This is a genomic window from Streptomyces sp. GMY02, assembly GCF_019056675.1.
Classification (GTDB): domain Bacteria; phylum Actinomycetota; class Actinomycetes; order Streptomycetales; family Streptomycetaceae; genus Streptomyces; species Streptomyces odonnellii.
This window is the reverse complement of the sequence record NZ_CP077658.1, coordinates 310292-333630: the sequence shown is the minus strand read 5'-3', so window position 1 is coordinate 333630 and position 23339 is coordinate 310292. Positions and strand designations below refer to the sequence as shown.

Below are 23339 nucleotides of genomic sequence, written 5' to 3'. Positions count from 1 at the left end.
TTTGAATCCATGCGCAGCAATCGCACCCCGTGAGCGGCCTCGAACGGTACTGACTTCACCTGCAGGGATTGGGGAGACGCGTGGACATCGACGTACTGGGCGCATTGGCTGTGCGGGAGAACGGCAGATCGATCACTCCGACGGCGCCGAAGCCCCGGCAGGTGCTCGCCTTACTGTCGCTCCACGCCGACCAGGTCGTGCCGGTGGCCGCGCTCATCGAGGAGCTGTGGGCGGGGGAGCCCCCGCGCAGCGCCAGGACCACCCTCCAGACCTATGTGCTGCAACTGCGGTCCCTGATCGCGGCAGCGCTCAAGCACGGCCCCCAGGAGGGCCCCGCGCGGACCGCCAAGGAGGTGCTGGAGACCCTGCCGGGCGGATACCGCCTCGACAGCGGCGGCGGCACCAGCGACGTCCGCGAGTTCGACCGGCTCGCCGGACTCGGCTACCGGGCGATGGACGCGGGCGACTACTCCGGCGCGGCCCGCCAGCTCCGTGAGGCGCTCGCCCTGTGGAGCGGACCCGCCTTCGCCGATGTGCACGGCGGCGCCCAGCTCGACATGGAGATCAAGCGGCTCGAAGAAAGCCGGCTGTGCGCGCTCGACCAGCGCATCGAGGCCGACCTCCGGCTCGGCCGCCACCGCGAACTGCTCGCCGAACTCACCGTCCTCGTCAGCCGCTACCGCACCCACGAGAATCTGCACGGGCAGTTCATGCTCGCGCTGCACCGCTCAGGACGCCGCGGTGAGGCGCTGAACGTCTATCACCGGCTGCGCGGCACTCTCGTACGGGAACTGGGTCTTGAGCCCTCCGCCGGGCTGCGCAGGCTCCAGCGCTCGATCCTGATGGCCGGGCCGGAGTCCGCGGCGCCGGTGGAGAATCCCCGCGAGCCCCTTGTCCGGGTGAGCTGACCGTACGGGCACGGCCGTCCCCGTACCGTCGGGGATTCTATTCCCTTTGTTTTCCGGCGTTCCCGTTGTTTCCCGGCGTTCCCGCGGAATTGTTCCGGCACACCGTTCTCCGTCCCGGCATGACACTCCGTCATGACCATTCGGAACGGTGGAAATGACATTCCGTTTGCGGATGTTGGAGCCGTGCTAGACAGGTACTCAAGAATTAAAGAACTAAAGCCTGGGCGCGACTACCGTACTTGCTGTCGAAGAGTTTGTTTCGACGGGGATTCGACGAGGTACGGAGGGAAACCGTGGAGATTCAGGTTCGGGGCCCGCGGAGTGCCGGGGAAATCCGATGAAGGCGCCCAGCAACCCGGTGGCTCTGATCACGGGAGCCACCCGCGGAATCGGTCTGGGGGTCGCCCGCGAACTCGGCGGGCGCGGCCACCGCGTGTTCATCTGCGCGCGGACCGGCCAGGAGGTCAAGCAGACCGTCGAGGATCTGCGCGCCGAGGGGTACGAGGCCGAGGGCACGGTGGCCGATGTGCGGGACCGGGCCTCGGTCGCCGCCCTGGTGGCCGCGGTGGTCGCCCAGTTCGGCCCGGTCAACATCCTGGTGAACAACGCCGGCCGGGGCGGCGGAGGGCCCACGGCCGAGATCGCCGACGAACTCTGGTACGACGTCATCGACACCAACCTCAACGGGGTGTTCCTGCTGACGCGTGAGGTCCTGCTGAACGGCGGTCTGGTGGAGGCGGGGCACGGCCGCATCATCAACATCGCCTCCACCGCCGGGAAGCAGGGCGTGCTGATGGGCGCCCCGTACTCGGCCTCCAAGCACGGCGTTGTCGGCTTCACCAGGGCGCTCGGCAAGGAACTGGCACCGGTCGGCGTCACCGTGAACGCGGTCTGCCCCGGCTATGTGGAGACCCCCATGGCCGAGCAGGTGCGCCAGGGGTACGCGGCGGCGTGGAACACCACCGAGGACTTCGTCCAGGAGCAGTTCGAGTCGAAGATCCCCCTCGGCCGCTACTCCACGCCCGAGGAGGTCGCCGGACTGGTCGGCTACCTCACCACGGAGAGCGCCGCCTCCATCACCGCCCAGGCGATCAACGTCTGTGGCGGTATGGGCAGTTCATGATCCCGCCGGGAGGCTTCACGGTCGGGGTGTAGACGGACGCGTATGGAACTGAGCTTCACAGCTATGTCGCGTCTCAGCGGAGTGGACTTGACTGTACTCATGACTCAGACCACGCAGAACGCCCAGACAGAGACGAAGACGACGCTTGTCATCGGTGGCACCGGCAAGACCGGCCGGCGCGTCGCCGAGCGGCTCGCCGCCAAGGGCCTTCCCGTGCGCATCGGTTCGCGCAACGCCGACCGTCCCTTCGTGTGGGAGGACCCGGCCACCTGGGAAGGTGCGCTGGAGGGCGTCGAAGCCGTCTATGTCACCTACTACCCCGACCTCGCCTTCCCCGGTGCCTCGGACCGCGTCGGCGAGTTCTCCAAGGTCGCCGTCGCCAAGGGCGCGCGCCGTCTGGTGCTGCTGTCCGGCCGTGGCGAGGAGAGCGCGCAGATCAGCGAGGAGAAGCTGAAGGAGTCCGGCGCCGACTGGACCGTCGTCCGGTCGAGCTGGTTCAACCAGAACTTCAACGAGAGCTTCTTCCTGGAGCCCGTCCTCGCCGGCGAGCTGGCGCTGCCCACCGGCCACGCCGTCGAGCCCTTCGTGGACGCCGACGACATCGCGGACGTGGTCGTCGCCGCGCTGACCGACCCCAAGCACATCGGCAAGACCTACGAGCTGTCCGGCCCCCGGCTGCTCACCTACCAGGACGTGGCCGACGAGCTGACCAAGGCCACCGGCCGCGAGATCAAGTACGTCTCGGTCACCAGTGACGAGTACCGTGCCTTCCTGAAGGAGAACGACCTTCCGGAGGACTTCGTCGAGCTGTTCGCCCTGACCCTCGACGGCCGCAACGCCCACCTGGTGCACGGCGTGGAGGAGGTCCTGGGCCGCAAGCCCCGCGACTTCTCCGAGTTCGCCAGGGACGCCGCCGCCACCGGCGTCTGGAACGTCTGACCCGTACCCCGGCGGGCGGGCCGTACCGCATGCGTACGGCCCGCCTCCCGGGGGAGTGATCCAGCAGCGATGACGTGTCAGCCACCAGGAGGCGGCCATGAGTACCCCCATGTCCAGCGAGTTCGGACTCGCTTCCCTGCCCGCTCACTTCCACGGGTTCGCGCTGATGCACATCGCGATGCGCCGTGACGCCCAGCGGCTGCTCGCCGCCGCGCCCCGGCTGACCCACGCCGGACTCGGCGCCGCCGGTGCCTGGTGGCAGCAGCTCCGCGACATCATCGACTGGCACCACCGCAGCGAGGACAACGTCCTGTGGCCCGGACTGCTCAGGCGGGCACCGGAGTTCGCCCCCCAGGCGCGCCAGCTCGGTGACGACCATGTGCTCCTCGACCGGGCCATGGAGGCCGTCACGGCCGCGCTCAGGCCCGGCGGCGACCTCCCGGCCCTCCAACTGGCCGCCACCCGCTTCAGCTCCGTCCTGCGCGACCATCTGCGCGACGAGGAGGCCGTGTCCTTCCCGGTCTTCGCCCGGCTCGTGCCGGACGAGTACCTCGCGGTCGAGCGGAAGGTGATCGCCAGCGCTCCGTTCAAGGTGATGACCCAGCTCCAGCCCTGGATGTTCGACGGAGCGGACAAGCGGTCGGTGGCGCAGGTCGCGGCGACCATCCCGCCGCCGGTGCGTGTGATAGGCAATACGGTGCTCCGCAGGCGGTACGAGAGGACCCTGGCCGGAGTGACCAGGCCCTACTGACCGGACCGGGGCCTCCCCGCGCCGACCCGGCCCAACGGCCCGGCCCGGCGCACCCCGGGCCCGTCGTTCGAGCCCGCCCGAGACCCGTTCCAGTTCCACCGATCGACCGGATGAGGAAGCCCGATGCAGACCCTTCCCGCAGCCGCCGGCCCCGTGCTCACCGCCGCCACCATCGGTACCGGGCTGATGGCGGGGCTCTACCTCAGCTTCGACGTGGGCGTCATGCCCGCCCTGGCCCGCCGCGACGACCGTACGTATGTCACCGTGATGCGCCGGATCAACGAAGTGCTCGACAACAGCGCCCTGTTCGGACTGCTCTTCGTCGGGGTCTTCCTCGCCACCGGGGTCGCCGCCGCCCTCCAGAGCCGTCTGGGGCAGTCGGACGCCGCGCGCTGGACCCGGACCGCCTTCGTCCTCTACGGCGTCTCCATCGCCGTCACGATGTGCGTCAACATCCCCCTCAACCGGATGCTGGCCCGCGCCGGAGCACCCGCCGCGAGCCCGAACTTCGGCGCCGTGCGCGGCCGCTTCGAGCGGCCGTGGACCGCGGCCAACATCGCGCGCACGGTGGCCTGTACGGCGGCGCTGGCCGCCCTCGGCCGCGCGCTGGTCCTCCACCACCGGGCGGCGGCTCCGCGGCCCTGACCGCCGCCCCGGCCACCGCTCCGGGCCACCGGCCCGCCCCGAACTGCGCCCGTCCTCCCACTCGTTCCCCCGCGGGGAGGGCGGGCGCACCCTCCTTGCGGCACCCTGCCGCCCGTACGGCCTGAGACGGATCCGGTGAAAGCAGTGACCATTCATACGGGGTCGTCTAAGGTGATGGCATGGACACACTGACAGGTCTGCTCGAAGGCCCGAAGGCCCGCGGCGCGTTCCTGCTGAAGTCGGTCTTCAATCCGCCGTGGTCCCTCCGGGTCGAGGACCGGGCGCCGATCTCCGTGGTCACCATGGTGCGCGGCGACGCCTGGGTGCTCCCCGACAAGGCGCATCCCGTACGGCTGTGCCCCGGCGATGTCGCGGTGATCCGCGGCCCCGACCCGTACACCATCTCCGACCGGCCGGAGACGGACGTCCAGATCGTCGTCGGGCCCGAGCAGCGCTGCAACACCACCGACGGCGAGGACGTCACCGAGACGATGGCGCTCGGCGTCCGCACCTGGGGCGACGACAGCAGGGCCGGCTCCTCGGTGATGCTGAGCGGCACCTACCAGGCGCCCAGCGAGATCGGCCGACGGCTGCTGGCCGCCCTGCCCGTGCTGCTGATACGGCCCGCCGAGGCGGGCGACAACCCGCTCGTCCACATTCTCGCCGCGGAGATCAGCAAAGACGAGATCGGCCAGGAACTGGTCCTGGACCGGCTGCTGGACCTGCTGCTCGTCAGCGTGCTGCGCACCTGGCTGGCGGTGCCCGAGTCGGGCGCTCCCGCCTGGTACCGCGCCCAGAGCGACCCGGTGGTCGGCCCCGCGCTGCGGCTGCTGCACGAACAGCCCGGCAAGGCCTGGACGGTGGCCTCGCTCGCGGACACCGTGGGGGTCTCCCGCGCCGGACTCGCCCGCCACTTCACCACACTCGTCGGCGAGCCGCCGATGGCGTATCTGACCGGCTGGCGGCTGACCCTCGCTGCGGATCTGCTGCGCGAGCCCGACGCGACGGTGGCGACGGTGGCGCGCCGGGTCGGCTACAGCGGCGCGTTCGCGCTGAGCGCCGCGTTCAAGCGGGTACGCGGCGTGAGCCCGCAGGAATACCGCCAGGCGTACCGCAGGGGCGGCCGGATCCACACGGCCCACCATCTGAGCGCCCCGACCCAGACCGTCGTCCTGGACCGCTGAGTTTCTTTTGAGGGCTCGGTTCGCCTCCGGGCGCCTCAAGCCCCTGTCGACGGTCGACCGTGCTCGGTCCGCTCGTACCTCGCTGCCTGCGCCCACGCGGCGGAGCCGCAAATCAAGCACAGCCTCCCTTTCGACAGCGGCCGGCGCCCTTCGGCTCACTCGCCGGGCGGCCGTGCGCGGCCGGCGCCGTCAACGGTGGGCCGTGCTCGCGGCCTTGTTCCTCGGGGTCTGCGTGCGGTCTTTCTTTTGGCAGCGGCTGGCGTCCTCCGGGTCACTCGCCCGTGCCCGGCGTCGCCACCGTCGTCAGCAGTAGCCCCTCTCGTACCAGCCAGCGGCCCTCGAAGGCCGTGGGGGCTCCCGGCGGGGGCTCCGTGGGGTGCAGGCGGGCCGTGAAGGTGCCGTGGGGGCTGAACCGTACGTCCGCGTCCGCGAAGCCCAGCCAGCGCTCCGCCGCCGGGTACCAGGCCTTGTAGACCGCCTCCTTGGCCGAGAACAGCAGCCGGTCCCAGCACACCCCCGGGTGCTCCGCCGACAGCCGCTCCAGCGCCGCGCGTTCGTCCTCCGAGGCGACCAGACCCAGGACGCCCCGCGGCAGCGGCTCCGCCGGCTCCGCGTCGATCCCCAGCGCCGTCACCTCGGCCGCCCTGGCGGCCACAGCGGCCCGGTAGCCGTCGCAGTGGGTGATACTGCCCACCACTCCCGCCGGCCAGCGAGGGGCGCCGCCGGCGCCCGGCAGCAGGGGAGCGGGCGCCAGGCCGAGACCGGCGAGGGACCGCCGCGCGCAGGCACGCGCCGTGGCGAACTGCGCGCGCCTCCGTTCCCGGCGCCCCGCCATCAGCGCGGCCTCCTCTGGAAACAGCGGAGCGGGCGCCAGATCGTCGAACGCTTCCGACGATCTGACGCCCGGCGGCAGAATCTCCTCGATCACGATGCGCGGCCCTGGGCCCTAGCCGCGCGGCCGGGCGACCAGCCCCGCGACCGCCCGTACGATCTCGTCCGGCCGCTCCAGCGGGAGCATGTGGCCGGCCCCGGGGAGCCGTTCGAACCGCGCGTCCGGCAGCGCCTTCGCCACCGCGCTGCCCAGCTCCGGCTTGACGACCCGGTCGTTCTCGCCGGCGAGCACCACCGCGGGCACCTCCACCGCCGCCAGTCCCGCGCGCATGTCCATCCCGCGCGACGAGGCGAAGCAGTCCGAGCGCACCTGCGGCGAAACCGCCGCGAACATCTGCCGGTTGACTTCCAGGAGGTACGGGTCGACGCCCTTGCCCATCGTCTGCGCCAGCAGCCGGCGGCCGAGCGCCGGGCGCCGCAGGGCACGCGAGAACATCGCGTTGCCCATCATCCGCACCTCGCTGTCGGGCGTCTCCTGGTCGTGCGCGGCCGTGCCCAGCAGCACCAGACCGCGCAGCCGGCGCGCGGCGGCCGGATCGGCCGTGGCGTACGCCATCGCGGCGAAACCGCCGCCGGAGTGCCCGACCAGCACCGCGTCCCGCGAGCCGGTCTCGCCCAGCACCGCCGCCAGGTCCGCGCCGAACCGCCGGATGGCGATGGGCTCCTTGCCCAGGCCCGAAGCGCCGTGCCCGCGCTGGTCGTACAGCACCACGCGGTGGCCGGAGCGGATCAGCCGGTCGGTGACCGTGCCCCAGACCCGGCGGGCCGCAGCCCAGCCGTGGGCCAGCACCACTGTCGTACCGCTGCCGGGACCGGCGTTCAGCGGCGCGAGGACGGAGACCGCGAGCGCGGCGCCGTCGTCGGTCCGCACGGTCGTCTCGTCGGTACGGGCGTGCTGGTCGGCCGCCGTCGTGGCGGGGCTCATCGCGCGCCTCCCACCGGAGCGGAGGCGAGCTGCCCGTTGAGCGCCGCGAAGGCCGCCTGAGTCGCCTTCGAGTGTTCGGCGCCGATGTCGGCGACCTTCGCCAGCAGCTTCAGCTTGCCGTGCGGACGGCCCCGGAAGTGCATGGTGATACGGGTGCGGCGGCCCTCCTCCAGCGGCTCCAGAATGAAGTCGGCCGGACCGCGGAAGACCCCGTCGACATACTCGACGGTCATCCTGCGGCCCGGGAGGACGGACTGCGTACGGGCGGTGAAGCGGAGCTTGGGGCCCCCGTTGCCGACGCCCTTCGTGTGGACGGTCACGGCGACCCGGCCGCCCACCTCGTCGGGCGCGCCGGAGACCGTCTCGAAGGTGTTGGCCGGGACCCACCAGCGGGCGGCACCGCGGAACTCGGCGACGAGCGCGTCCCAGACGACGTCCGCGGGGGCGTCGACCACCGCCTCGTCGATGATGTCGTAGCCGTTCATGCCAGTCTCCCTGTGTGGGACGGCGGATGGGATCGAAGGAGCGGGGCCGTGGGGCCTGTCGTCACACTGACGACAGGCTCCAGGGGCCCCGCTTCCGTAACCGCTGTGCCGGGCCGGCCGTCGGGCCGGTCCGGCACACCGGGTCAGCCGAAGAAGCCCTGGCCGGGGGTGAGGATGCCGGCCGGGTCGTAACGGCACTTGGCGTTGTACAGGTCCGCGTAGCGGCTGCCGAAGTGCTTCTTCCAGTCCGCGGTGGTCATCCGCGGGATGGCGCCGACCAGGTAGCGCTTGGCGCCCAGGGCGACGGCCTTGTCGTACAGCCGCCGGTTCTGCTCCAGCATGCCGGCGATGTTCGGCTCACCCGGGTGCGGGAAGCGCAGCAGGTCGAAGAGGTAGCCGATCGAGTCGTTCGGCTGGACCGCCATCGGACGCTTGAGCTTCGAGGTGCGGTACGGGTACGTCAGCACGAAGCCGACACCCAGGTCGTTCGCCGTCAGGTCGGCCTCGGCGATCTGGAGGAACTGCTTGACCTTGGAGGCCGGCAGGAACAGGCTCAGCCACGGCTTGGGCTGCTCCCAGTAGCCGCCCGCCTTGTAGTCCTCGACGTACGCGTCGAACCGGAAGATGTAGTCCCGGAAGGACATGTCGGCGACGGTGGCCTCGGAACGGACGTCCCGCAGCCCGGCGATCAGCGGGTCCGCGGCCGGGGCGGTGCCGGTGTAGGGGACGCCCAGCTCCATCCGGTACCGCCAGCCCGAGTCGTCGGGCTTCCTGGCGAGTTCACCGGCCTGGACCTCGAACTTGCCGCTCGCCATGACCTTCTCGGCGTCGGCGAGGTAGGTCGCGACGTCGTTGTAGACCAGGTTGATGACGACGATCCGCTCCTTGGCGGGGACGATCTTCACCGTGAGGCGGACGATGATGCCCACCTGGCCGCCGCCGGCCAGCGCGGCGTTGAACAGGTCGGGGCGGACACTGGGGGAGGCGGTGAGCAACTGCCCGGCGCCCGTGACGATGTCGATCGACTCGATGGTGTCGACCGCCAGACCGTACTTGCCGACCGTGCCGCCGATGCCGCCGACGCTGATCGTGCCGCCGATCGACAGGTGCATGTAGTCGGGCATGGCCGGGGGCATCTTGCCCTTGGCCGCGGCCGCGTCGGTGAGCTGCGCCCAGGTGACACCCGCCTCGACCACGGCGGAGTTCGTACCGACGCTGATGACCCTGCCCAGACCGCGGGAGTCGATCGAGATACCGCCCGGGACCGCCGCCTGACCGTAGTTGGAGTGCGATTCCAGGTCGTCACCGGTGCCGCTGCGCCCGTTCGCGGCGATCTTCAGGTTGTTGGCCCGGGCGTAGTTGACCATCTTCACGATGTCGTTGATCGAGCCCGGCACCAGGACGGCCCACGGGGTGATGTTCGACACCAGGGCGCCGAAGTCCTTGCTGAACTGCACAAGGTCGGCGGCCGAGGTCTTCAGCGAGCCGTCCAGCGCCGGTACGGGCGCCACATCGCCCCACCAGCCGCCACCGTGGCCGCGGCCCGCCTCGGCGGCGGTGGCCCAGGTCTGCGTGGCCGCGTTCCAGCCCACGACGGTCGCGGCCGTGGCGGCCATACCGCCCAGGACTCTGCGCCGGGAAGGGGTGTTGGTGCTCATCTGGTCGTTTCTCCCGTTCGTCAGGCGTGGTTGACCGCGGGACGACCGGCGCCCACGGTGGTGGCGAGCTGGTACTCGCCCAGGTCGAAGTGCTTGGTGCCGTTGCGGAACCGCCAGGTGTACGTGGGCCAGATCGACGGGTTGCGCCCGGCGCTGTCCAGGTACCAGCTCTTGCAGCCACCGGCGCTCCAGACCGCGCGGGCCTGGCGCTTGTCGAGCGTCGCGTTGTACGCCTGCTGCGCCTCGGGCCGCACCTCTACGCTGGACAGGCCGCGCTTGTCCATCTGCTTGAGCGCGTCCATGACGTAGGCGATCTGGGACTCGATCATCACGGTCTGGGAGGAGTGGCCCAGCGTCGTGTTGGGGCCGAGCATCATGAACAGGTTCGGGAACCCGGCGACGGTCGTGCCGCGGTGCGCGGACATCCCCCCCTCGCTCCAGGCCTCCCGGAGCTGCACGCCGCCCTTGCCCCAGATCCGCCGTGCGATCGGACGGTCCGTGGCCATGAAGCCGGTGCCCATGATGATGGTGTCGACCTCGCGCTCCTGGCCGTCCTTGGTGACGATGGACTTGGCCCGGACATGGTCGATGGAGTCGCTGACGATCTCCACGTTCGGCTGCTGGATCGCCGGGTACCAGGTGTTCGAGAACAGCAGCCGCTTGCACGCCACCACGTAGTTGGGCGTCAGCCGCTCGCGCAGCGCCGGGTCCTTGACGCTCTTCTTGAGATGGTCGGAGGCCATCTGCTGGACCTTCTCGGCGACCTTGGGCCGGGCGAACGCGAAGGCCAGGACCTCACGGCCCCACATGTTGAAGTTGCGCCGGAACTTCTGGTAGCCCGGGAAGCTGCGCAGCATCGACGAGTGGAACTTGCTGTTGACCTTGTCGTTCTTGGGGCCCACCCACGGAGGCGTGCGCTGGTACAGGTCGAGCTGCCCGACCTCGGGCTGGATCTTCGGCACGAACTGGATGGCCGAGGCACCCGTACCGATCACGGCGACCCGGCGGCCCGTCAGATCGTGGTCGTGGTCCCAGCGAGCCGAGTGGAAGACCTTGCCCTCGAAGTCCGCGAGCCCCGGCATGTCGGGGATGGACGGCTCACTGAGGTAGCCGACACCCGCGACCAGGACCTGCGCGGTGTACTCGCCGCCCGAGGTCTCGATGTGCCAGCACCGGGTGTGGTCGTCCCAGCGGGCCGCGATCAGCTCGTGGTTGAAGCGGATGTGCGGGCGTACCCCGAAGCGGTCGGCGCAGTTCCGGAGATACTCGAACACCTCGTCGCGCTTGGCGAAGGTGCTCTTCCACTCCGGGTTGCGGGCGAACGAGAAGGAGTACAGATGGGCCTGGACGTCACAGGCGCACCCCGGGTAGTCGTTGTCGCGCCAGGTGCCGCCCACCTCGTCGGCCCGCTCGAAGACCAGGAAGTCGTCGATTCCCTTCTGGAGCAGCCGGATGGCCGTCCCCAGGCCGGAGAAGCCGGTACCGATGACCGCGACCCGCAGATGACGGGTGGGGCCCCGGCCGGCCGGCTCCTCCGTCCCGTTGCTCACGCCGCCCCCGTGGGCGGGTTCGAGAATGCTCGTCACGGTGGCCTCCTCAGCCCCTGCGCTCGATGGTGACGCGGAAGTTGTTGAAGAACTTGTCTTCGAGGGTGTACGCGAAGATGTCGAGGTAGCGCTCGAAGCGGGCCACGACCTCCTCGCCCTCCAGGGCGACGGCCGTCTCACGGTCCGCGGCGAGCCGCTCCAGCCAGGCGCGGCACGCCATGGCGAAGGACTCCCGCTCGTTGACGATCTCCACGACGTGGAAGACGCCCTCGGCGGCGGCGGTCAGCTCGTGGAGGTGCGGGATGTGCATCCCCTCGAACTCCGAGCGCTGCAGGAACTTCAGGTCCGCGAGCAGCTCGCGGTTCATCGGCTGCGCCTCGGCCGTCATCGTGTGCAGGACGAACTTCGCACCCGGGTTGAGGGCCTTGGCCACCTGGTTGAAGAAGAAGCGGTAGCGCTTGGTGCGCTCGCGCGGCGGCAGGTTGGAGGAGACGAAGTGCTCCAGCGCGTTGATGCAGAACGCCGCGTCGTACTTGTCGTCCGTCTCGTGGTCCGCCCAGCTCTCCACCCGCGTGGTGATGCGCGGGTTGTCCAGGCCGGCGATGAACGCCTCCTGGGTGCGGCTCAGCGTGAGACCGACAGCCTGCTCCACACCGTGCACGGTGGTGAGGCGGTTGAGCATGGTGCCCCAGCCGCAGCCGATGTCCAGCACACGGCGGGTGCCCGCGGCCCCGGCCAGCTCGGCGAAGGTGTCGAGCTTGCGCTCCTGAGCCTCGTCCAGTGTTCCGACGAGGTCCTCACCCTGCTCCCAGTAGCCGCCGGAGTACATCATGGTCGGACCCAGCAGGAGCCGGTAGAAATCGTTGCTCACCTCGTAGTGGTGCCTGACCGCGTCGACCTCGGGGTCCACGGATCTGGGGGCGACCGTTGTCATCCTCGACCTCTTTCCTGTCGTTCTCGTCGCTGCGCCGCTCGTTCCGACCGTTGAATCGGCCACGAGCAAACCGCGTCGCTCGCAACAGATGTGCAAGACGTCCATGAGTCGGCGGTGTTGCGCCCGGATTGCGCGGCCCGCGCTTCCATGCCTCTCGAAACCGGATGCACCGCGAGAGAGGACCGAAGCTCATGACGCTGCCCACCATCGAAGAACTGGCGAGCCAGCTCGAGGCCGTGTCGGGCGCCCAGGAGGTCAGCCCCGATGCACCGCTCCAGCACATCGCCGACGTGGACTCGCTGGACCTGATGGAGTGGCTGTACGGGTTCCAGAACCAGTACCCGGACATCCCCGCCGACGAGTCGCTCTTCGCCGACCTCGACGACACCACCACGCTGCGCCACGTGTACGAGCGGATCCTCGCGCTCGTCCCGCAGCCGGCGCAGGCGTAGCGAGCGCGCCTGTGAACGGCTTCGACATCACCGGGTGGGGCATGGCCGTACCCGAGCGCAAGGTCACCAGCGTGGAGTTGGCGGAGCGTTTCGGCGTCGACGAGAACTGGATCGTCAGCCGGTGCGGCATCCGGGAGCGCCGGGCCGTGGGACCGGGCCAGACGACCGCCTCACTGGCTGTCGAGGCCGGCCGGCGCGCCCTGGAGAAGGCCGGGCTGACCGGTGGCGACATCGCTCATCTCATCGTCGCCACCGCCACGCCCGAGCAGCCCTCGCCGGCGACGTCCGCGTTCGTCCACCACGATCTGGGGATCGCGGGCGGCGCGCACGACGTCAACTCCGAGTGCGCGGGCTTCATCTACGCGCTGGTGTCGGCGATGGCGCTGATCGCCATCGACCCCCGGCCGATCCTGCTGATCGGCTCCGACACCCACACCCTGACGGCCAACCCCGCCGACCGGGACCTGTCCATCCTCGTCGGCGACGGTGCCGGCGCGGTGGTCCTCCAGCCCGGGCCCGAGAACCGGGTCAAGGCGTGGAACCTCGGCGCGGACGGCTCCTGCACCGGCAGTCTCAAGGTGCTGGCGGGCGGCAGCAGGATGCCGACCACCGAGGAGACGGTCCGTCAGGGCCTGCACTACGCGAAGATCAACGGCAATGAGATCTACCTCAACGCCGTGCGCTACACGGTCCGTACGGTCCGGGAGACCCTGGAGAGCGCCAAGGTCGACGCGGCCGACATCGACCATGTCATCCCGCACCAGGCCAATATCCGGATCATCAACTCGATCCTCAGCCACACCGGTCTGCGGCAGGAAGCGCTGATCACCAATCTGGAGCGGTACGGCAACACCGCGTCCGCGTCCGTGCCGATCGCTCTCACCGAGGCGCTCGACGAGGGCCGGATCAAGAACGGTGACAAGGTGCTGCTCGCGGGCTTCGGGGCGGGCATGACCTGGGGCTCGATCCTGATGGAGTGGGGCGGGGTGAGGAAATGAGCGGCAACAAGCCGCAGGGCAGCCGTCCCGAACAGCCGGTAGCCCTGGTCACCGGGGCCTCCGGTGGACTCGGCCAGGCCCTGGCCCTGGAGCTGGACGCGCTCGGCTGCCGGGTCGCGGTGCACTACAACAGCTCCGAGACCCAGGCCCGCGCCGTCCAGGAGAAGCTCGGCAACGACTCGGTCCTGGTCACCGGCGATGTCGGCGACTGGGACGCCGTCAACGCCATGTACGCCCGGATCAGCGATGAACTCGGCCCGGTCGACGTCCTCGTCAACAACGGCGCGATCCGCAAGGACTCGCTCATGGCGATGCAGTCACCGGCCGACTGGGCGCAGGTGATCCAGACCAACCTGGTCGGTTCGTTCCACACCGCCCGGGTGGCCGTGCCGTACATGCTCCGCCGGCGGTGGGGCCGGATCATCAACGTGGTGTCGCCCTCCGGCCTGATCGCGACAGCGGGCCAGACGGCGTACTCCGCGTCCAAGGCCGGTCTCATCGGCCTCACCCGCACCCTGGCCGCCGAGTGCGGCCGCCGCGGGGTGACCGTGAACGCCCTCTCGCCGGGCTTCATGATCACGGGCATGACGAAGGACCTGCCGGGCCGGGTCATCGAGGGCATGGAGGACAAGGCCCCCATCCCTCGCTTCGTCACGGTCGAGGAAGTGGCCCGCAGCGCCTCGCTCTTCCTGGACCAGGACTGTATGACCGGCCAGGTCATCAGTATCGACAGCGGGGTCTCGATCACCTGACACCGGCTCCGCCGGTACGAGACCCGTCACATATCCGTACGGCCGGTGTGCTCCTCGCGCCCCGGCCGTCCGGCATGCCCCGGCCCCTCGGACGGACATCGAGCCCCGACCGGCCGGCCGGCGAAAAAGAGGCGGCCCGGCAACTGCCGGGCCGCCCGCGTATGTTCCCCCGCTGTCGGTTACGCCACACGCCGCGTCGGCGCGGATCGCGCCGGACGCACCGGATGGGTGAGACAGCCGTCCGCCGTCAGCGTGCACGGCCGCGGCGCCGCCGGCCTCGGGCTCGGCGCCTCGAACATGCCCATCAGCAGCGGATCGAGCCGGGTGACCGCCCTCGGCTCCGGCGCCCGCTGCGGATCGGGCGAGCGCAGCAGTTCCAGATACGCGGCCTGGCTCTCCGGCGCCGGGTCTATCCCCAGCTCCTCCGCCAGGACCTCCCTGAGCTGCTGATACGTACGCAGCGCCTCGGCCCGGTTGCCCGCCGTACGGTGCGCGGCCATCCGGCAGCGGTACGCGCTCTCCCGGAACGGCGCACGGCGTACGGCCTCTTCGGCGTACCGCAGCGCGTGATGCTCGTCGCCCAGCGCGGACGACGCCAGGCTCGCGGTCTCCAGCGCGGAAAGACGCAGCTCATCGAGCCGCTCCCGGACGCTGTTGACCCACTCGCCCTCATGGGCCGGCAGGAATGACCCGCGTAGATTTGACACGGCGCCGGACGCGAGCTGCTGTGCGACGGCGTAGGAGCCGGCCGCGTACGCGTCGGCCGCCTCGCCGAGCGCCGCCTCGGCGCACTCGATGTCCACCGCCGCGTCGTCGGGAAGCCGCAGCAGATAGCGGCCGCCCTGGGCGACGAGCGGGGTGACACCGGGCTGCTGCCGGGGAAACGTGACGAATGTACGGACCCGGCTGACGACACTGCGCAGGGCCGAGGCCCAGGTGTCTGGCAGGCCGTCGGGCCAGACGGTGTCCGCCAGTTGGTCGCGGCTGGTGCCCCCGGACCGTTCCAGAATGAGCCGGGCGAACGCGACTTGTGCCTGAGCGCTGGACAGGTGCTGCGGAGGAACCCCTTCGGGTTCGATCGTGACGAGACCAGCAAGTCTGATGAGCAAGCTGTACTCCCCGGTGCGGTCGGCTTGTCTGCCGTTTCCACCGGCGGCGGTTGCCACCGGCGTCGGAATCTCGCCAGGGGGCCCGTCACGATGGTCCTTGTGAAGGATATCGGGACAAGCGGTGCGTGCCCCCTGCACAAGATTTGGACGATACCAATCGGCCTTCTCTCCGTGTCAACCATGGCTGGGGAACATTCCCCGGGAATTGGTCGGAGAGATGGATTCCGCTTCCTGGGGCGTGTCGCGTTCTTGTTGCGCCGTCCGATTTCCCCATTTCACGGTCGTGTTGCGCGCGGCTTGCGCGGCTGTCGTTGAATTGCGTCGCACTTTGAGTCCAAGGTTGAGCGGACTCCGGTAATTGTCCGAAACGTGGATGAGGAGACGCACGTGAACACGTCCGGAGGATGGGAACGTCTCGCGCCGAAACTGGACGCGACGCGCCGTCGTGTGCAGTCCCTCGAGTGGGAGCCGGCCCGCCGCAACAGCTTCGTGACGTACACGGTCGAGCGCGACTCGGCGTACGCCGACCTCGACGGCGAGCGGCTCCTGATGATGTCCGGCTACAGCTACCTCGGGCTGGCGGGCGACGAGCGCGTGGTCGCCGCGGCCAAGGCCGCGCTCGACCTGTACGGCACCGGCAACCACGGGGTGCGGGCGCTGGCCGGCTCCATCCCGCTGCACGAGGAACTGGAGGCGGAGGTCGCCCGGTTCGCCGGCCGCCAGGAGGCCATGGTCTTCGGCTCCGGCTACGCGGCGAACGTCGGTACGGTCGGCGGTCTGGTCGGCGGCGGCGACACCGTCTTCATCGACAAGTACGACCACGCCAGCATCGTCGACGGCTGCCGCCTCAGCGGCGCCACCGTCACCCGCTTCCGGCACAACGACGTCGAGCACCTCGACCGCCGGCTGGCCGCCGCGAGCCCCGAGGGCGTCCGCCTCGTCATCGTCGACAGCGTCTACTCGATGGACGGCGACATCGCCCCGCTGCCCGAGCTGCGCGCCGTCTGCGACGCGCACAACGCGCTCCTGATGGTCGACGAGGCCCATGCCCTCGGTGTCATCGGCGCCACCGGCAAGGGCATCGAGGAGCACTTCGACTACACCGCGAAGGTCGATGTCAAGCTGGGCACCCTCTCCAAGGCCATCCCCTCCATGGGCGGCTGGGTCGCGGGGCCGAGCGAGCTGATCGGCCATCTCAAGTACGCGGCGCGCCCGTTCCTCTTCTCCGCCGCCCTCGGCCCGGCCCAGGCCGCCGCCGCGCTGGAGTCGCTGCGCATCCTGGAGCGCGAGCCCGAGCGCGTCAGCCACATCCAGACCGAGTCCGCCCGGTTCCGCAAGATGCTCAACGACGGCGGAATGCGCACCGGCGACAGCGAGACCGCGGTCGTCCCGGTCATCGCGGGCTCCGACGACGCGGCGTACGACTACGCCACCGCCTGCCGCGCGGCCGGTGTCATCGGACTGCCGGTGGTCACCCCGGCCGTCCCCAACGACCTGGCGCGGCTGCGGATCGCCATCACCGCCCGGCACACCAAGGCGGACATCGACTTCGCCGCGGAGGCCTTCCTCAAGGCCGCCCACCAGTGCGGTCTGATCCCGGCCTGATCCGCCGGGAGCCGCACGCCCGAGCCGGGTCCGGCCGGCCCTAGCGCCGGCCGCCGGCCCGGCCTGCCCGCACTCACGCTCACCCTCGCGCGCCGGCGCCGGCCGGCCGCTGTCCGCCCTCCGCCGTCCGTACGGGATTCGGGATCAGAGATGTCAACCTCAGCGAGGCACGCACAGCTCAAGGCGCCTGTCGCGATCACCGGCATGGGCGTCGTCACACCGGCCGGGTGCACCCCCGGCGACCTGTGGTCCGCGCTGCGCGCCGGCCGGTCCACGGCCGCCACCCTCACCCATCTCGACCTGGAGCGCCACCGGGTACGGATCGGCTGCCGGGTCCGCGGGCTCGACGAGGCCGGGCTGGTGCCCGCCAAGGACGCCCGCAGGATGGACCCGTTCGCGCTGTACGGTACGACGGCCGCTCTCGCCGCCCACCGTGACGCGGGCGCGCCCGACGCCGACCCGGACCGTACCGCGATCGTCGTCGGCAACGCCGTCGGCGGCCGGGCCACCAGCGACGCCGAGTCCCGCAACTTCACCGAGTCGGGACCGCACCGGGTCAATCCGCTGATGCCGCTGATGACGATGCCCAACGCGGCTGCGGCCCAGATCGCGATGCGGCTCGGCTGGCAGGGCCCCGCCCTGACCATCGCCACCACCTGCTCCAGCGGCGCCGACGCCATCGGCCACGGGCTGATGCTGCTCCAGACCTACCGGGCCGATGTGGTCCTGGCCGGCGGCTGCGAGTCGACCCTGACGCCCGTCACCCTCGCCGGGTTCGGCAACCTCAACGCCGTATCGCTGCGCAACGACGACCCGGAGCACGCCTCCCGGCCGTTCGACGCCGACCGCGACGGCTTCGTCATGGGGGAGGGCGCCGGCTTCGTCGTCCTGGAACGCCTCGACGACGCGCGGGCGCGCGGCGCGCGGACGTACGCGACGGTCGAGGGCTACGCCTCCACGGCCGACGCGTACCACCTCTCGATGCCGCTGCCGGACGGCGGCGGCGCCATCGGCGCCATGAACGGGGCGATCGCCGACGCGGGGCTGACCCCCTCCGACATCGTCCACATCAACGCGCACGGCACCTCCACCCAGCACAACGACCGTGCCGAAGCGACCGCGCTGGCCAAGGTGTTCGGCCCCGACGGGCCCCCGGTCACCGCCAACAAGAGCGTCATCGGCCATCTCATCGGGGCCGCGGGCGCCGTCGAGCTCATCGCCACCGTGCAGGCCATGCGCGAGCGCGAGGTCCCACCCACCGCCAACCACGAACGGCTGGAGCCAGGCATGGAAATCGATGTGGTCCACGGCGCCCCGCGCGCCGTGGCATCCGGTCCCGCGCTGTCCAACTCCTTCGGTTTCGGCGGCCACAACTCCAGCCTGGTGGTGGCGCCGGTATGACGACCTCCACGAACTCCGCGTTCAACCCGCCGGCCGCGGTCCGTACGGTCACCGCCGAGGAGATCGCCGCCTACCGGTCAGCGGTCCGTGCCGAGCTGCCCGTCGCCAAGGACGAACTCGCCTCGCCCGTCCACGCGTTCGTCCTCGCCCACACGGTGGCCGAGCGGACCGTGGAGGCGCTGACCGCGGACGAGCCGGGACCCGTGTCGGTGGTCCACCTCTCCCAGGACATCCGCTGCCACCGGCTGGTACGCCCCGGTGAGACGGTGACCGTACGCCTCGAAGTGCTCGGCGCCCGGCGCGAGGCACGCGGCACCCGCGTCGCCCTGCGCTCCCTGCTCACCGGCGACGGCGCGGCCGACGGGGACGCGCGCGAGGACGCCGGGCCCTTCGCCGAACTGGTCACCAGCGCCCTGCTGGTGGGCGCCACCGTCCTCGAACCCTTCGGCGACATCGCCGGCGGCGCCGCGGCCCCCGCGCCCTCCGGCTCCGGCGAGCCCGCCACCACCGTCCATGAGCCGACCGCCGAGTGGATCCGCCGGTACGCCCATGCCTCGGGTGACGAGAACCCGATCCACCTCGACGAGGACGCGGCCCGCGCCGCCGGCTTCGACTCGGTCATCGCGCACGGCATGAGCGTGGTGGCCCTGGCCGTCGAGGAGATCACCGACCGGTACGCCGACGGCGACGCCTCCCGGGTCCGGGGGATCGGCGGCCGCTTCTCCGCGCCCGTCGCGCCCGGCGAACCGCTCCGCGTCGAACTCCAGCCCGACGCGGCGGGCCGGGTGGTCCGCTTCACCTGCCGTACCCCGGCCGGACCGGCCGTCAAGAGCGGCTGGGTCGAACTCGAACCCGCCGACGCGGCAGCCCCTGAGACCACAGAGACCAGCACGGAAGGCACAGCAAGCACGGAAGCAGGCACCCAGACCCGGAACGCGGACAGAGACGGAGCCGGTGATGACGACTGACGGACTCGGCCTGGTGGGGGGATTCCTCTCCCAGGTCCGTGAACGGCCCGATGCCACAGCCCTGTTGTGGAACGGCGAGGAGATCAGCTACCGCGAGCTGTACGAGGAGGCCGGCCGCGAACGCGACCGGCTGGCCCGGCTGGAACTGGCCCCCGGCGAGCCCGTCGGTGTCCTGGCCACCAAGTCACCCACCGCCATCGCCCTCGTCCTGGCCTGCCTGCTGGCCCGCCGCCCCTTCCTGCTGCCCTCGCCCGCGCTCGCGCCCGCCCTGCTCGCGGATCTCTTCGCGCAGGCGGGCTGCCGCCGGGTGATCACCCCCGAGGCCACCGACCCGGGCGTGGTGCCGAACCCCGAGGTCACCCCGCAGCCGCTGGCGCCCCGCGAGGCCGCCGAGGTGTCGTTCATGCTCACCACCTCCGGCTCCACCAGCCTGCCCAAGATCGTCCCGCTGGGCCGCGAAGCCGTGAACCGGTTCGTCGCCTGGGCCGGACCCGCCTTCTCCATCGGCCCCGGCAGCACCGTGCTCAACTACGCCCCGCTCAACTTCGACCTCTGCCTGCTCGATGTCTGGACGACGCTGGCGCACGGCGGCCGGGTCGTCCTGGTCGACCCCGGCCTCGCCGCCCGCGGCGGCCATCTGCTCGACCTCCTCGAACGCCATGACGTCCAGGTCGTCCAGGCCGTACCGATGTTCTACGGGCTGCTCCTCGACGCGGCCCAGCGGCGCGGCGCGACCCTGCCCGGCGTCGAGCATGTGATGTTCAGCGGCGATGTCATCCCCGACCGCACCTTCGCCGCGCTCCCCGAGCTGTTCCCCAAGGCCCGGATCCACAACATCTACGGCTGCACCGAGACCAACGACAGCTTCATCCACGAGGTCGACACCAGCGCCGCCGACGCCCCGCCCGTACCGATCGGCGTCCCGCTGCCCGGAGTCGAGGCACTGATCCTCGACGAGCACGGCGAGGCAGTCCAGGGCCCGGGCTCCGGCGAGCTGTACGTGTCCACGCCCTTCCAGGCGGCCGGCTATCTCGACCGGACCCGCCACGCCGACAAGTTCACCGGCCATCCGCTGGGACTCGACGACCGGCGCTGGTTCCGTACCGGCGATCTGGTACGCCGCGACGCCGCGGGCCGGCTCCATCTCACCGGGCGCAGCGACCACCAGGTCAAGGTCCGCGGAGTCGCCGTGAACACCGCCGAGGTCGAGCGGGTCCTCCTCGACCACCCCGCCGTACTCGAAGCGGGCGTGGCCGCCGTACCCGACCCGATCGAGGGCCGCCGGCTCGTCGCCGCCGTCCAGAGCGCCCCCCGGCAGCGGGCTGACCACCCTGACACTCCGTCAGCACTGCGCGCGGAGCCTGCCCAGGGCGGCCGTCCCGGCCAAGCTCCACATCGTCGCGGAGCCGCTGCCGAAGACCGCCACCGGAAAGGTCGACCGCAAGTCGCTCGACCGTCTCCACGAGTTGTCAACAGCAAAAGGAAGGACGTCATGAGCCACGTCGGCACCATCAAGCAGTTCGTCATCGAGGAGTTCCTGCCGGACGTCACCGCCCAGGAGCTGGCTGACGACCACGATCTGCTCTCGGACGGGGTCATCGACAGCCTCGGTGTGCTGAAGCTGATCGCCTGGGTCGAGGACCGCTTCGAGGTGGCGATCGGCGACGCCGACCTCGACCCCAACAATTTCCGCAGTGTCGCGGCGATCGACGCGTTCATCGCCGGTGCGCGCCGTCCAGAGGTGGCAGGTAGTTAACGGTGCATGAGGCACTCATCGGCCTGCTGGAGCGGCGCGCCCCGGTCGGGCGCGAGACCTGGCGGTCGTTCTGGGACCAGCTCGGCGACGGCGAACTCGACAGAGCGCAGGCCCTCGCCCTGCTGGCCTCCCTGACCACCGGGCTGCCCGGCCACGAGACGCTGCGCGCGCTGCTGGACTCGCTCGCCGAACGGCGGCCCGCCGAAGAGGCGGGCCGCTGGGCGGGCACGGTCAATGTGGTGGGCACCGGCGGCGGACCCAGGACGTTCAACATCTCCACCGCGTCGGCGTTCGTCGCCGCCGCGGCCGGGGTGCGGGTCGTCAAGACCGGCTCGCGCGCGTACACCAGCTCGCTCGGCTCCGTCGACCTGCTGGAACGGCTCGGTGTCCGGCTGACCTCCTCGTACGACCAGACCGCCGAGACGCTCGACCGGTACGGCATCGCCTTCGCCGGACCGTTCGTCTACCCCGTCCAGCTCACCCGGCTGGCCAGGACCATCGCGCCGACCAGCATGAAGCCCTTCGGCCGTTTCCTGAACGCCCTCGGGCCGTTCCTCGCGGACCTGCCCGTCACGGCGCAGATCACCGGGGTCTCGGCGATCGCGCCGCTGGCCGAACTGCGCGCCCTCGCCACCACCGTGACCGGCCGCACCCTGTGGCTGACCACCAACGACCGTGGCGCCGATGAGCTGCTCGGCTTCGCCGACAACACCATCCACACCAACGACGGCCGCGAACTGCGCTTCCCCGCGGGCCAACTGGTCCGGGGCGACGGCGGTTTCGAGGATCTCCAGCCCGTCACCGACCCCGCCTCGGCGCCCGCACACTTCCTGTCCGTGCTCGACGGCACCGCCGGCGACGTGGCCACCCGTACGGTCTGCCTCAACGCCGCGGCCCTCTCCGTCGCGAGCGGCCACACCCCCGACTGGACCAAGGCCCTCGCCGTCACGGAGGAAGCGGTACGGAGCGGAGCCGCCCGCGATCTCGCGGAGCGGATACGGGCGGCGGCGCCCCGCACCACCAGGACCGGGACCGGGACGGCGACCCATGGCTGACTTCTTCCCCAGGACCGCCCCCGGCGAAGGACCCGGGCTCGCCCTGTTCCTCAACGCCGGGGACCCGCCCCTCGATGTCCTGGCCGATCTGGTCCTGATGCTGGACGAGGAGGGCGTCGACTGTCTCGAACTGGCCGTCCCCTTCCCGGACTCGGTCACCGACGGTCCCGTGATCCGCCGCTCGGCCGCCCGCGCGCTCGCCCTCGGTGTCGGGCTCGACGAGGTGCTCGCGTTCATCGCCGAGGTACGGCCCCGGCTGCGGCGGCTGCGGATCGCGCTGCTCGCCGACTGGAGCCACTCCCTCAAGCACCGCGAGCCCGAGAAGACCCTCCGCACCATCGCGGACTCGGGCGCCGACGGGCTGCTCGTCCACGCGCTGCCGCCCCGGCTGCGCACCGCCCACTACACGGCCGCCCGCGCCGCGGGAGTGCCCGTCGTCACCACCTGCTACCAGCAGAGCGACCCCGGGACCATGGCCCAGGCCGCCGCCGAGGCCACCGCGTATCTCTATCTCGTCGCCCACTACGGACGCAGCGGCACCGCTCCGGCCGCCGGCCACGCCGCCCTGGCGGGTACGGTCACCGCGCTCCGGGCGCACACGACGTCCCCGATAGCCATCGGCTTCGGGGTCAGGACCAGGCAGGACGTGGAGACCGTCGGAGCCTGCGGAGCCGATGCCGTAATCATCGGCTCCGCAGGTGTCGCCCGGATCGAGCAGTCGCTCGACCGCGGGGGCGACGTCATCGACGGCTTCCGCACCTTTGTCAGGTCCGTATCGCCCAACCGTTCCATCACACCCGAGAGAACTGGGAGTTGATCATGTTCATCCGCGAACTGGAGAACGTGAAGACGGTCGAGTGGGGCAATGGCCTGAGCCGTCGCTTCATCGTGGCCGCCGACGGCCTCGACTACAGCATCACCGACACTATCGTGCGCGCGGGCACCAAGTCCCGTCTGGAGTACCGCAATCACATCGAATCCTGCTACTGCATCGAGGGCTCGGGCGAGGTCATCGAACTGGACGGCACCTCGCACCCGATCACGCCCGGTGTCCTCTACTCGCTCGACGAGCACGACGCCCACTACCTCGTCGCCAGCCCGCACGAGGACCTGCGTCTGATCTGCGTGTTCTCCCCGGCGCTCCGCGGCGACGAGGTGCACCAGCTCGACGAGCACGTCTCCTCCGCCTACTGACCGCCCCTGATCCGTCCGCAGTCCGCTCGACCGCCCGCCTCTGATCATCCGTAACGGAA

Annotated in this window: 23 protein-coding genes; 16 read left to right on the top strand and 7 right to left on the bottom strand. The window is 70.9% G+C overall.

All coding sequences use genetic code 11. The features are described from left to right. The first annotated feature begins 80 nt into the window (after positions 1–80). The 6 genes from KQY30_RS01410 (at position 81) to KQY30_RS01385 (ending at position 5550) form a co-directional block, all read left to right on the top strand. On the top strand, positions 81–908 hold the full coding sequence (locus KQY30_RS01410) for an AfsR/SARP family transcriptional regulator (protein ID WP_217305175.1): 828 nt from the start codon (positions 81–83) through the stop codon (positions 906–908). 337 nt (positions 909–1245) lie between these two features. Further along, positions 1246–2031 carry an SDR family NAD(P)-dependent oxidoreductase gene (locus KQY30_RS01405; protein ID WP_217305174.1) on the top strand — a complete coding sequence of 262 codons (786 nt, stop codon included), beginning with the start codon at positions 1246–1248 and terminating at the stop codon, positions 2029–2031. Positions 2032–2130: 99 nt separating this feature from the next. Beyond that, positions 2131–2970, top strand: a complete 840-nt coding sequence (locus KQY30_RS01400) for an NAD(P)H-binding protein (protein ID WP_217305173.1) — start codon at positions 2131–2133, stop codon at positions 2968–2970. 97 nt (positions 2971–3067) lie between these two features. Then, the gene (locus KQY30_RS01395) at positions 3068–3721 is read left to right on the top strand and encodes a hemerythrin domain-containing protein (protein ID WP_217305172.1); all 654 of its coding nucleotides are present in this window, start codon (positions 3068–3070) and stop codon (positions 3719–3721) included. A gap of 123 nt (positions 3722–3844) precedes the next feature. Beyond that, positions 3845–4366 carry a DUF1772 domain-containing protein gene (locus KQY30_RS01390; protein ID WP_217305171.1) on the top strand — a complete coding sequence of 174 codons (522 nt, stop codon included), beginning with the start codon at positions 3845–3847 and terminating at the stop codon, positions 4364–4366. A gap of 179 nt (positions 4367–4545) precedes the next feature. After that, a complete protein-coding gene (locus KQY30_RS01385) occupies positions 4546–5550 on the top strand; it encodes an AraC family transcriptional regulator (RefSeq protein WP_217305170.1) in 1005 nt (334 codons plus the stop codon). A gap of 271 nt (positions 5551–5821) precedes the next feature. Here KQY30_RS01385 and KQY30_RS01380 read toward each other — a convergent pair whose 3' ends face one another. From KQY30_RS01380 to KQY30_RS01355, 6 genes are all read right to left on the bottom strand, one after another. Then, entirely contained in the window at positions 5822–6478 is a 657-nt protein-coding gene (locus KQY30_RS01380) for a 4'-phosphopantetheinyl transferase (protein ID WP_217305169.1), read from the bottom strand. An 18-nt stretch (positions 6479–6496) separates the two neighbouring features. Next, entirely contained in the window at positions 6497–7366 is an 870-nt protein-coding gene (locus tag KQY30_RS01375) for an alpha/beta fold hydrolase (protein ID WP_217305168.1), read from the bottom strand. Further along, positions 7363–7851, bottom strand: coding sequence for an SRPBCC family protein (locus KQY30_RS01370; RefSeq protein ID WP_254406864.1), 489 nt, complete (start codon positions 7849–7851; stop codon positions 7363–7365). Before KQY30_RS01370 ends, KQY30_RS01375 begins: the two co-directional genes overlap by 4 nt. Before the next feature lie 143 nt (positions 7852–7994). Beyond that, positions 7995–9509, bottom strand: coding sequence for an FAD-binding protein (locus KQY30_RS01365; RefSeq protein ID WP_217305167.1), 1515 nt, complete (start codon positions 9507–9509; stop codon positions 7995–7997). A 20-nt stretch (positions 9510–9529) separates the two neighbouring features. After that, entirely contained in the window at positions 9530–11095 is a 1566-nt protein-coding gene (locus tag KQY30_RS01360; protein WP_217305166.1) for an NAD(P)/FAD-dependent oxidoreductase, read from the bottom strand. Between the two features lie 10 nt (positions 11096–11105). Beyond that, entirely contained in the window at positions 11106–11990 is an 885-nt protein-coding gene (locus KQY30_RS01355; protein ID WP_217305165.1) for a class I SAM-dependent methyltransferase, read from the bottom strand. Between the two features lie 191 nt (positions 11991–12181). Between KQY30_RS01355 and KQY30_RS01350 the strand changes: the two genes are divergently transcribed. Genes KQY30_RS01350 through KQY30_RS01340 form a run of 3 tightly spaced genes read left to right on the top strand, consistent with a single transcriptional unit; the run spans position 12182 to position 14192 of the window. Then, entirely contained in the window at positions 12182–12442 is a 261-nt protein-coding gene (locus KQY30_RS01350; RefSeq protein WP_046502425.1) for a hypothetical protein, read from the top strand. An 11-nt stretch (positions 12443–12453) separates the two neighbouring features. Then, the gene (locus KQY30_RS01345) at positions 12454–13440 is read left to right on the top strand and encodes a 3-oxoacyl-ACP synthase III family protein (protein WP_052744505.1); all 987 of its coding nucleotides are present in this window, start codon (positions 12454–12456) and stop codon (positions 13438–13440) included. After that, positions 13437–14192, top strand: a complete 756-nt coding sequence (locus tag KQY30_RS01340) for an SDR family NAD(P)-dependent oxidoreductase (RefSeq protein ID WP_217305164.1) — start codon at positions 13437–13439, stop codon at positions 14190–14192. The genes KQY30_RS01345 and KQY30_RS01340 overlap by 4 nt, the downstream gene beginning before the upstream one ends. Before the next feature lie 179 nt (positions 14193–14371). Here the strand turns inward: KQY30_RS01340 and KQY30_RS01335 are convergent, their stop codons facing one another. Continuing rightward, complete coding sequence (locus KQY30_RS01335; RefSeq protein ID WP_217305163.1) at positions 14372–15301, bottom strand: bacterial transcriptional activator domain-containing protein; 930 nt, start codon at positions 15299–15301, stop codon at positions 14372–14374. 387 nt (positions 15302–15688) lie between these two features. On the opposite strand from KQY30_RS01335, the gene KQY30_RS01330 reads away from it, so the two are divergent. The 7 genes from KQY30_RS01330 to KQY30_RS01295 all read left to right on the top strand — a co-directional run bounded on the left by KQY30_RS01330 (position 15689) and on the right by KQY30_RS01295 (position 23280). Beyond that, on the top strand, positions 15689–16906 hold the full coding sequence (locus tag KQY30_RS01330; RefSeq protein ID WP_217305162.1) for an aminotransferase class I/II-fold pyridoxal phosphate-dependent enzyme: 1218 nt from the start codon (positions 15689–15691) through the stop codon (positions 16904–16906). 150 nt (positions 16907–17056) lie between these two features. Continuing rightward, complete coding sequence (locus KQY30_RS01325) at positions 17057–18307, top strand: beta-ketoacyl synthase (protein ID WP_217305161.1); 1251 nt, start codon at positions 17057–17059, stop codon at positions 18305–18307. Further along, on the top strand, positions 18304–19275 hold the full coding sequence (locus tag KQY30_RS01320; protein ID WP_217305160.1) for a MaoC/PaaZ C-terminal domain-containing protein: 972 nt from the start codon (positions 18304–18306) through the stop codon (positions 19273–19275). Before KQY30_RS01325 ends, KQY30_RS01320 begins: the two co-directional genes overlap by 4 nt. Next, positions 19265–21031 carry an AMP-binding protein gene (locus KQY30_RS01315; protein WP_367997375.1) on the top strand — a complete coding sequence of 589 codons (1767 nt, stop codon included), beginning with the start codon at positions 19265–19267 and terminating at the stop codon, positions 21029–21031. The genes KQY30_RS01320 and KQY30_RS01315 overlap by 11 nt, the downstream gene beginning before the upstream one ends. Before the next feature lie 2 nt (positions 21032–21033). Beyond that, the gene (locus KQY30_RS01305; protein WP_217305159.1) at positions 21034–22086 is read left to right on the top strand and encodes a hypothetical protein; all 1053 of its coding nucleotides are present in this window, start codon (positions 21034–21036) and stop codon (positions 22084–22086) included. Next, positions 22079–22903 carry a tryptophan synthase subunit alpha gene (gene trpA, locus KQY30_RS01300; RefSeq protein ID WP_217305158.1) on the top strand — a complete coding sequence of 275 codons (825 nt, stop codon included), beginning with the start codon at positions 22079–22081 and terminating at the stop codon, positions 22901–22903. The genes KQY30_RS01305 and trpA overlap by 8 nt, the downstream gene beginning before the upstream one ends. Before the next feature lie 2 nt (positions 22904–22905). Further along, complete coding sequence (locus KQY30_RS01295; RefSeq protein WP_046502405.1) at positions 22906–23280, top strand: ectoine synthase; 375 nt, start codon at positions 22906–22908, stop codon at positions 23278–23280. Positions 23281–23339 lie beyond the last annotated feature (59 nt).

What these genes read in the sequence shown, in the direction of transcription:
- KQY30_RS01405 (WP_217305174.1), top strand. Translation starts at nt 1,246, where the DNA reads ATGAAGGCGCCCAGCAACCCGGTGGCTCTGATCACGGGAGCCACCCGC.
- KQY30_RS01400 (WP_217305173.1), top strand. Translation starts at nt 2,131, where the DNA reads ATGACTCAGACCACGCAGAACGCCCAGACAGAGACGAAGACGACGCTT.
- KQY30_RS01395 (WP_217305172.1), top strand. Translation starts at nt 3,068, where the DNA reads ATGAGTACCCCCATGTCCAGCGAGTTCGGACTCGCTTCCCTGCCCGCT.
- KQY30_RS01390 (WP_217305171.1), top strand. Translation starts at nt 3,845, where the DNA reads ATGCAGACCCTTCCCGCAGCCGCCGGCCCCGTGCTCACCGCCGCCACC.
- KQY30_RS01385 (WP_217305170.1), top strand. Translation starts at nt 4,546, where the DNA reads ATGGACACACTGACAGGTCTGCTCGAAGGCCCGAAGGCCCGCGGCGCG.
- KQY30_RS01375 (WP_217305168.1), bottom strand. Translation starts at nt 7,366, where the DNA reads ATGAGCCCCGCCACGACGGCGGCCGACCAGCACGCCCGTACCGACGAG.
- KQY30_RS01370 (WP_254406864.1), bottom strand. Translation starts at nt 7,851, where the DNA reads ATGAACGGCTACGACATCATCGACGAGGCGGTGGTCGACGCCCCCGCG.
- KQY30_RS01365 (WP_217305167.1), bottom strand. Translation starts at nt 9,509, where the DNA reads ATGAGCACCAACACCCCTTCCCGGCGCAGAGTCCTGGGCGGTATGGCC.
- KQY30_RS01355 (WP_217305165.1), bottom strand. Translation starts at nt 11,990, where the DNA reads ATGACAACGGTCGCCCCCAGATCCGTGGACCCCGAGGTCGACGCGGTC.
- KQY30_RS01350 (WP_046502425.1), top strand. Translation starts at nt 12,182, where the DNA reads ATGACGCTGCCCACCATCGAAGAACTGGCGAGCCAGCTCGAGGCCGTG.
- KQY30_RS01340 (WP_217305164.1), top strand. Translation starts at nt 13,437, where the DNA reads ATGAGCGGCAACAAGCCGCAGGGCAGCCGTCCCGAACAGCCGGTAGCC.
- KQY30_RS01325 (WP_217305161.1), top strand. Translation starts at nt 17,057, where the DNA reads ATGTCAACCTCAGCGAGGCACGCACAGCTCAAGGCGCCTGTCGCGATC.
- KQY30_RS01320 (WP_217305160.1), top strand. Translation starts at nt 18,304, where the DNA reads ATGACGACCTCCACGAACTCCGCGTTCAACCCGCCGGCCGCGGTCCGT.
- KQY30_RS01315 (WP_367997375.1), top strand. Translation starts at nt 19,265, where the DNA reads ATGACGACTGACGGACTCGGCCTGGTGGGGGGATTCCTCTCCCAGGTC.
- trpA (WP_217305158.1), top strand. Translation starts at nt 22,079, where the DNA reads ATGGCTGACTTCTTCCCCAGGACCGCCCCCGGCGAAGGACCCGGGCTC.
- KQY30_RS01295 (WP_046502405.1), top strand. Translation starts at nt 22,906, where the DNA reads ATGTTCATCCGCGAACTGGAGAACGTGAAGACGGTCGAGTGGGGCAAT.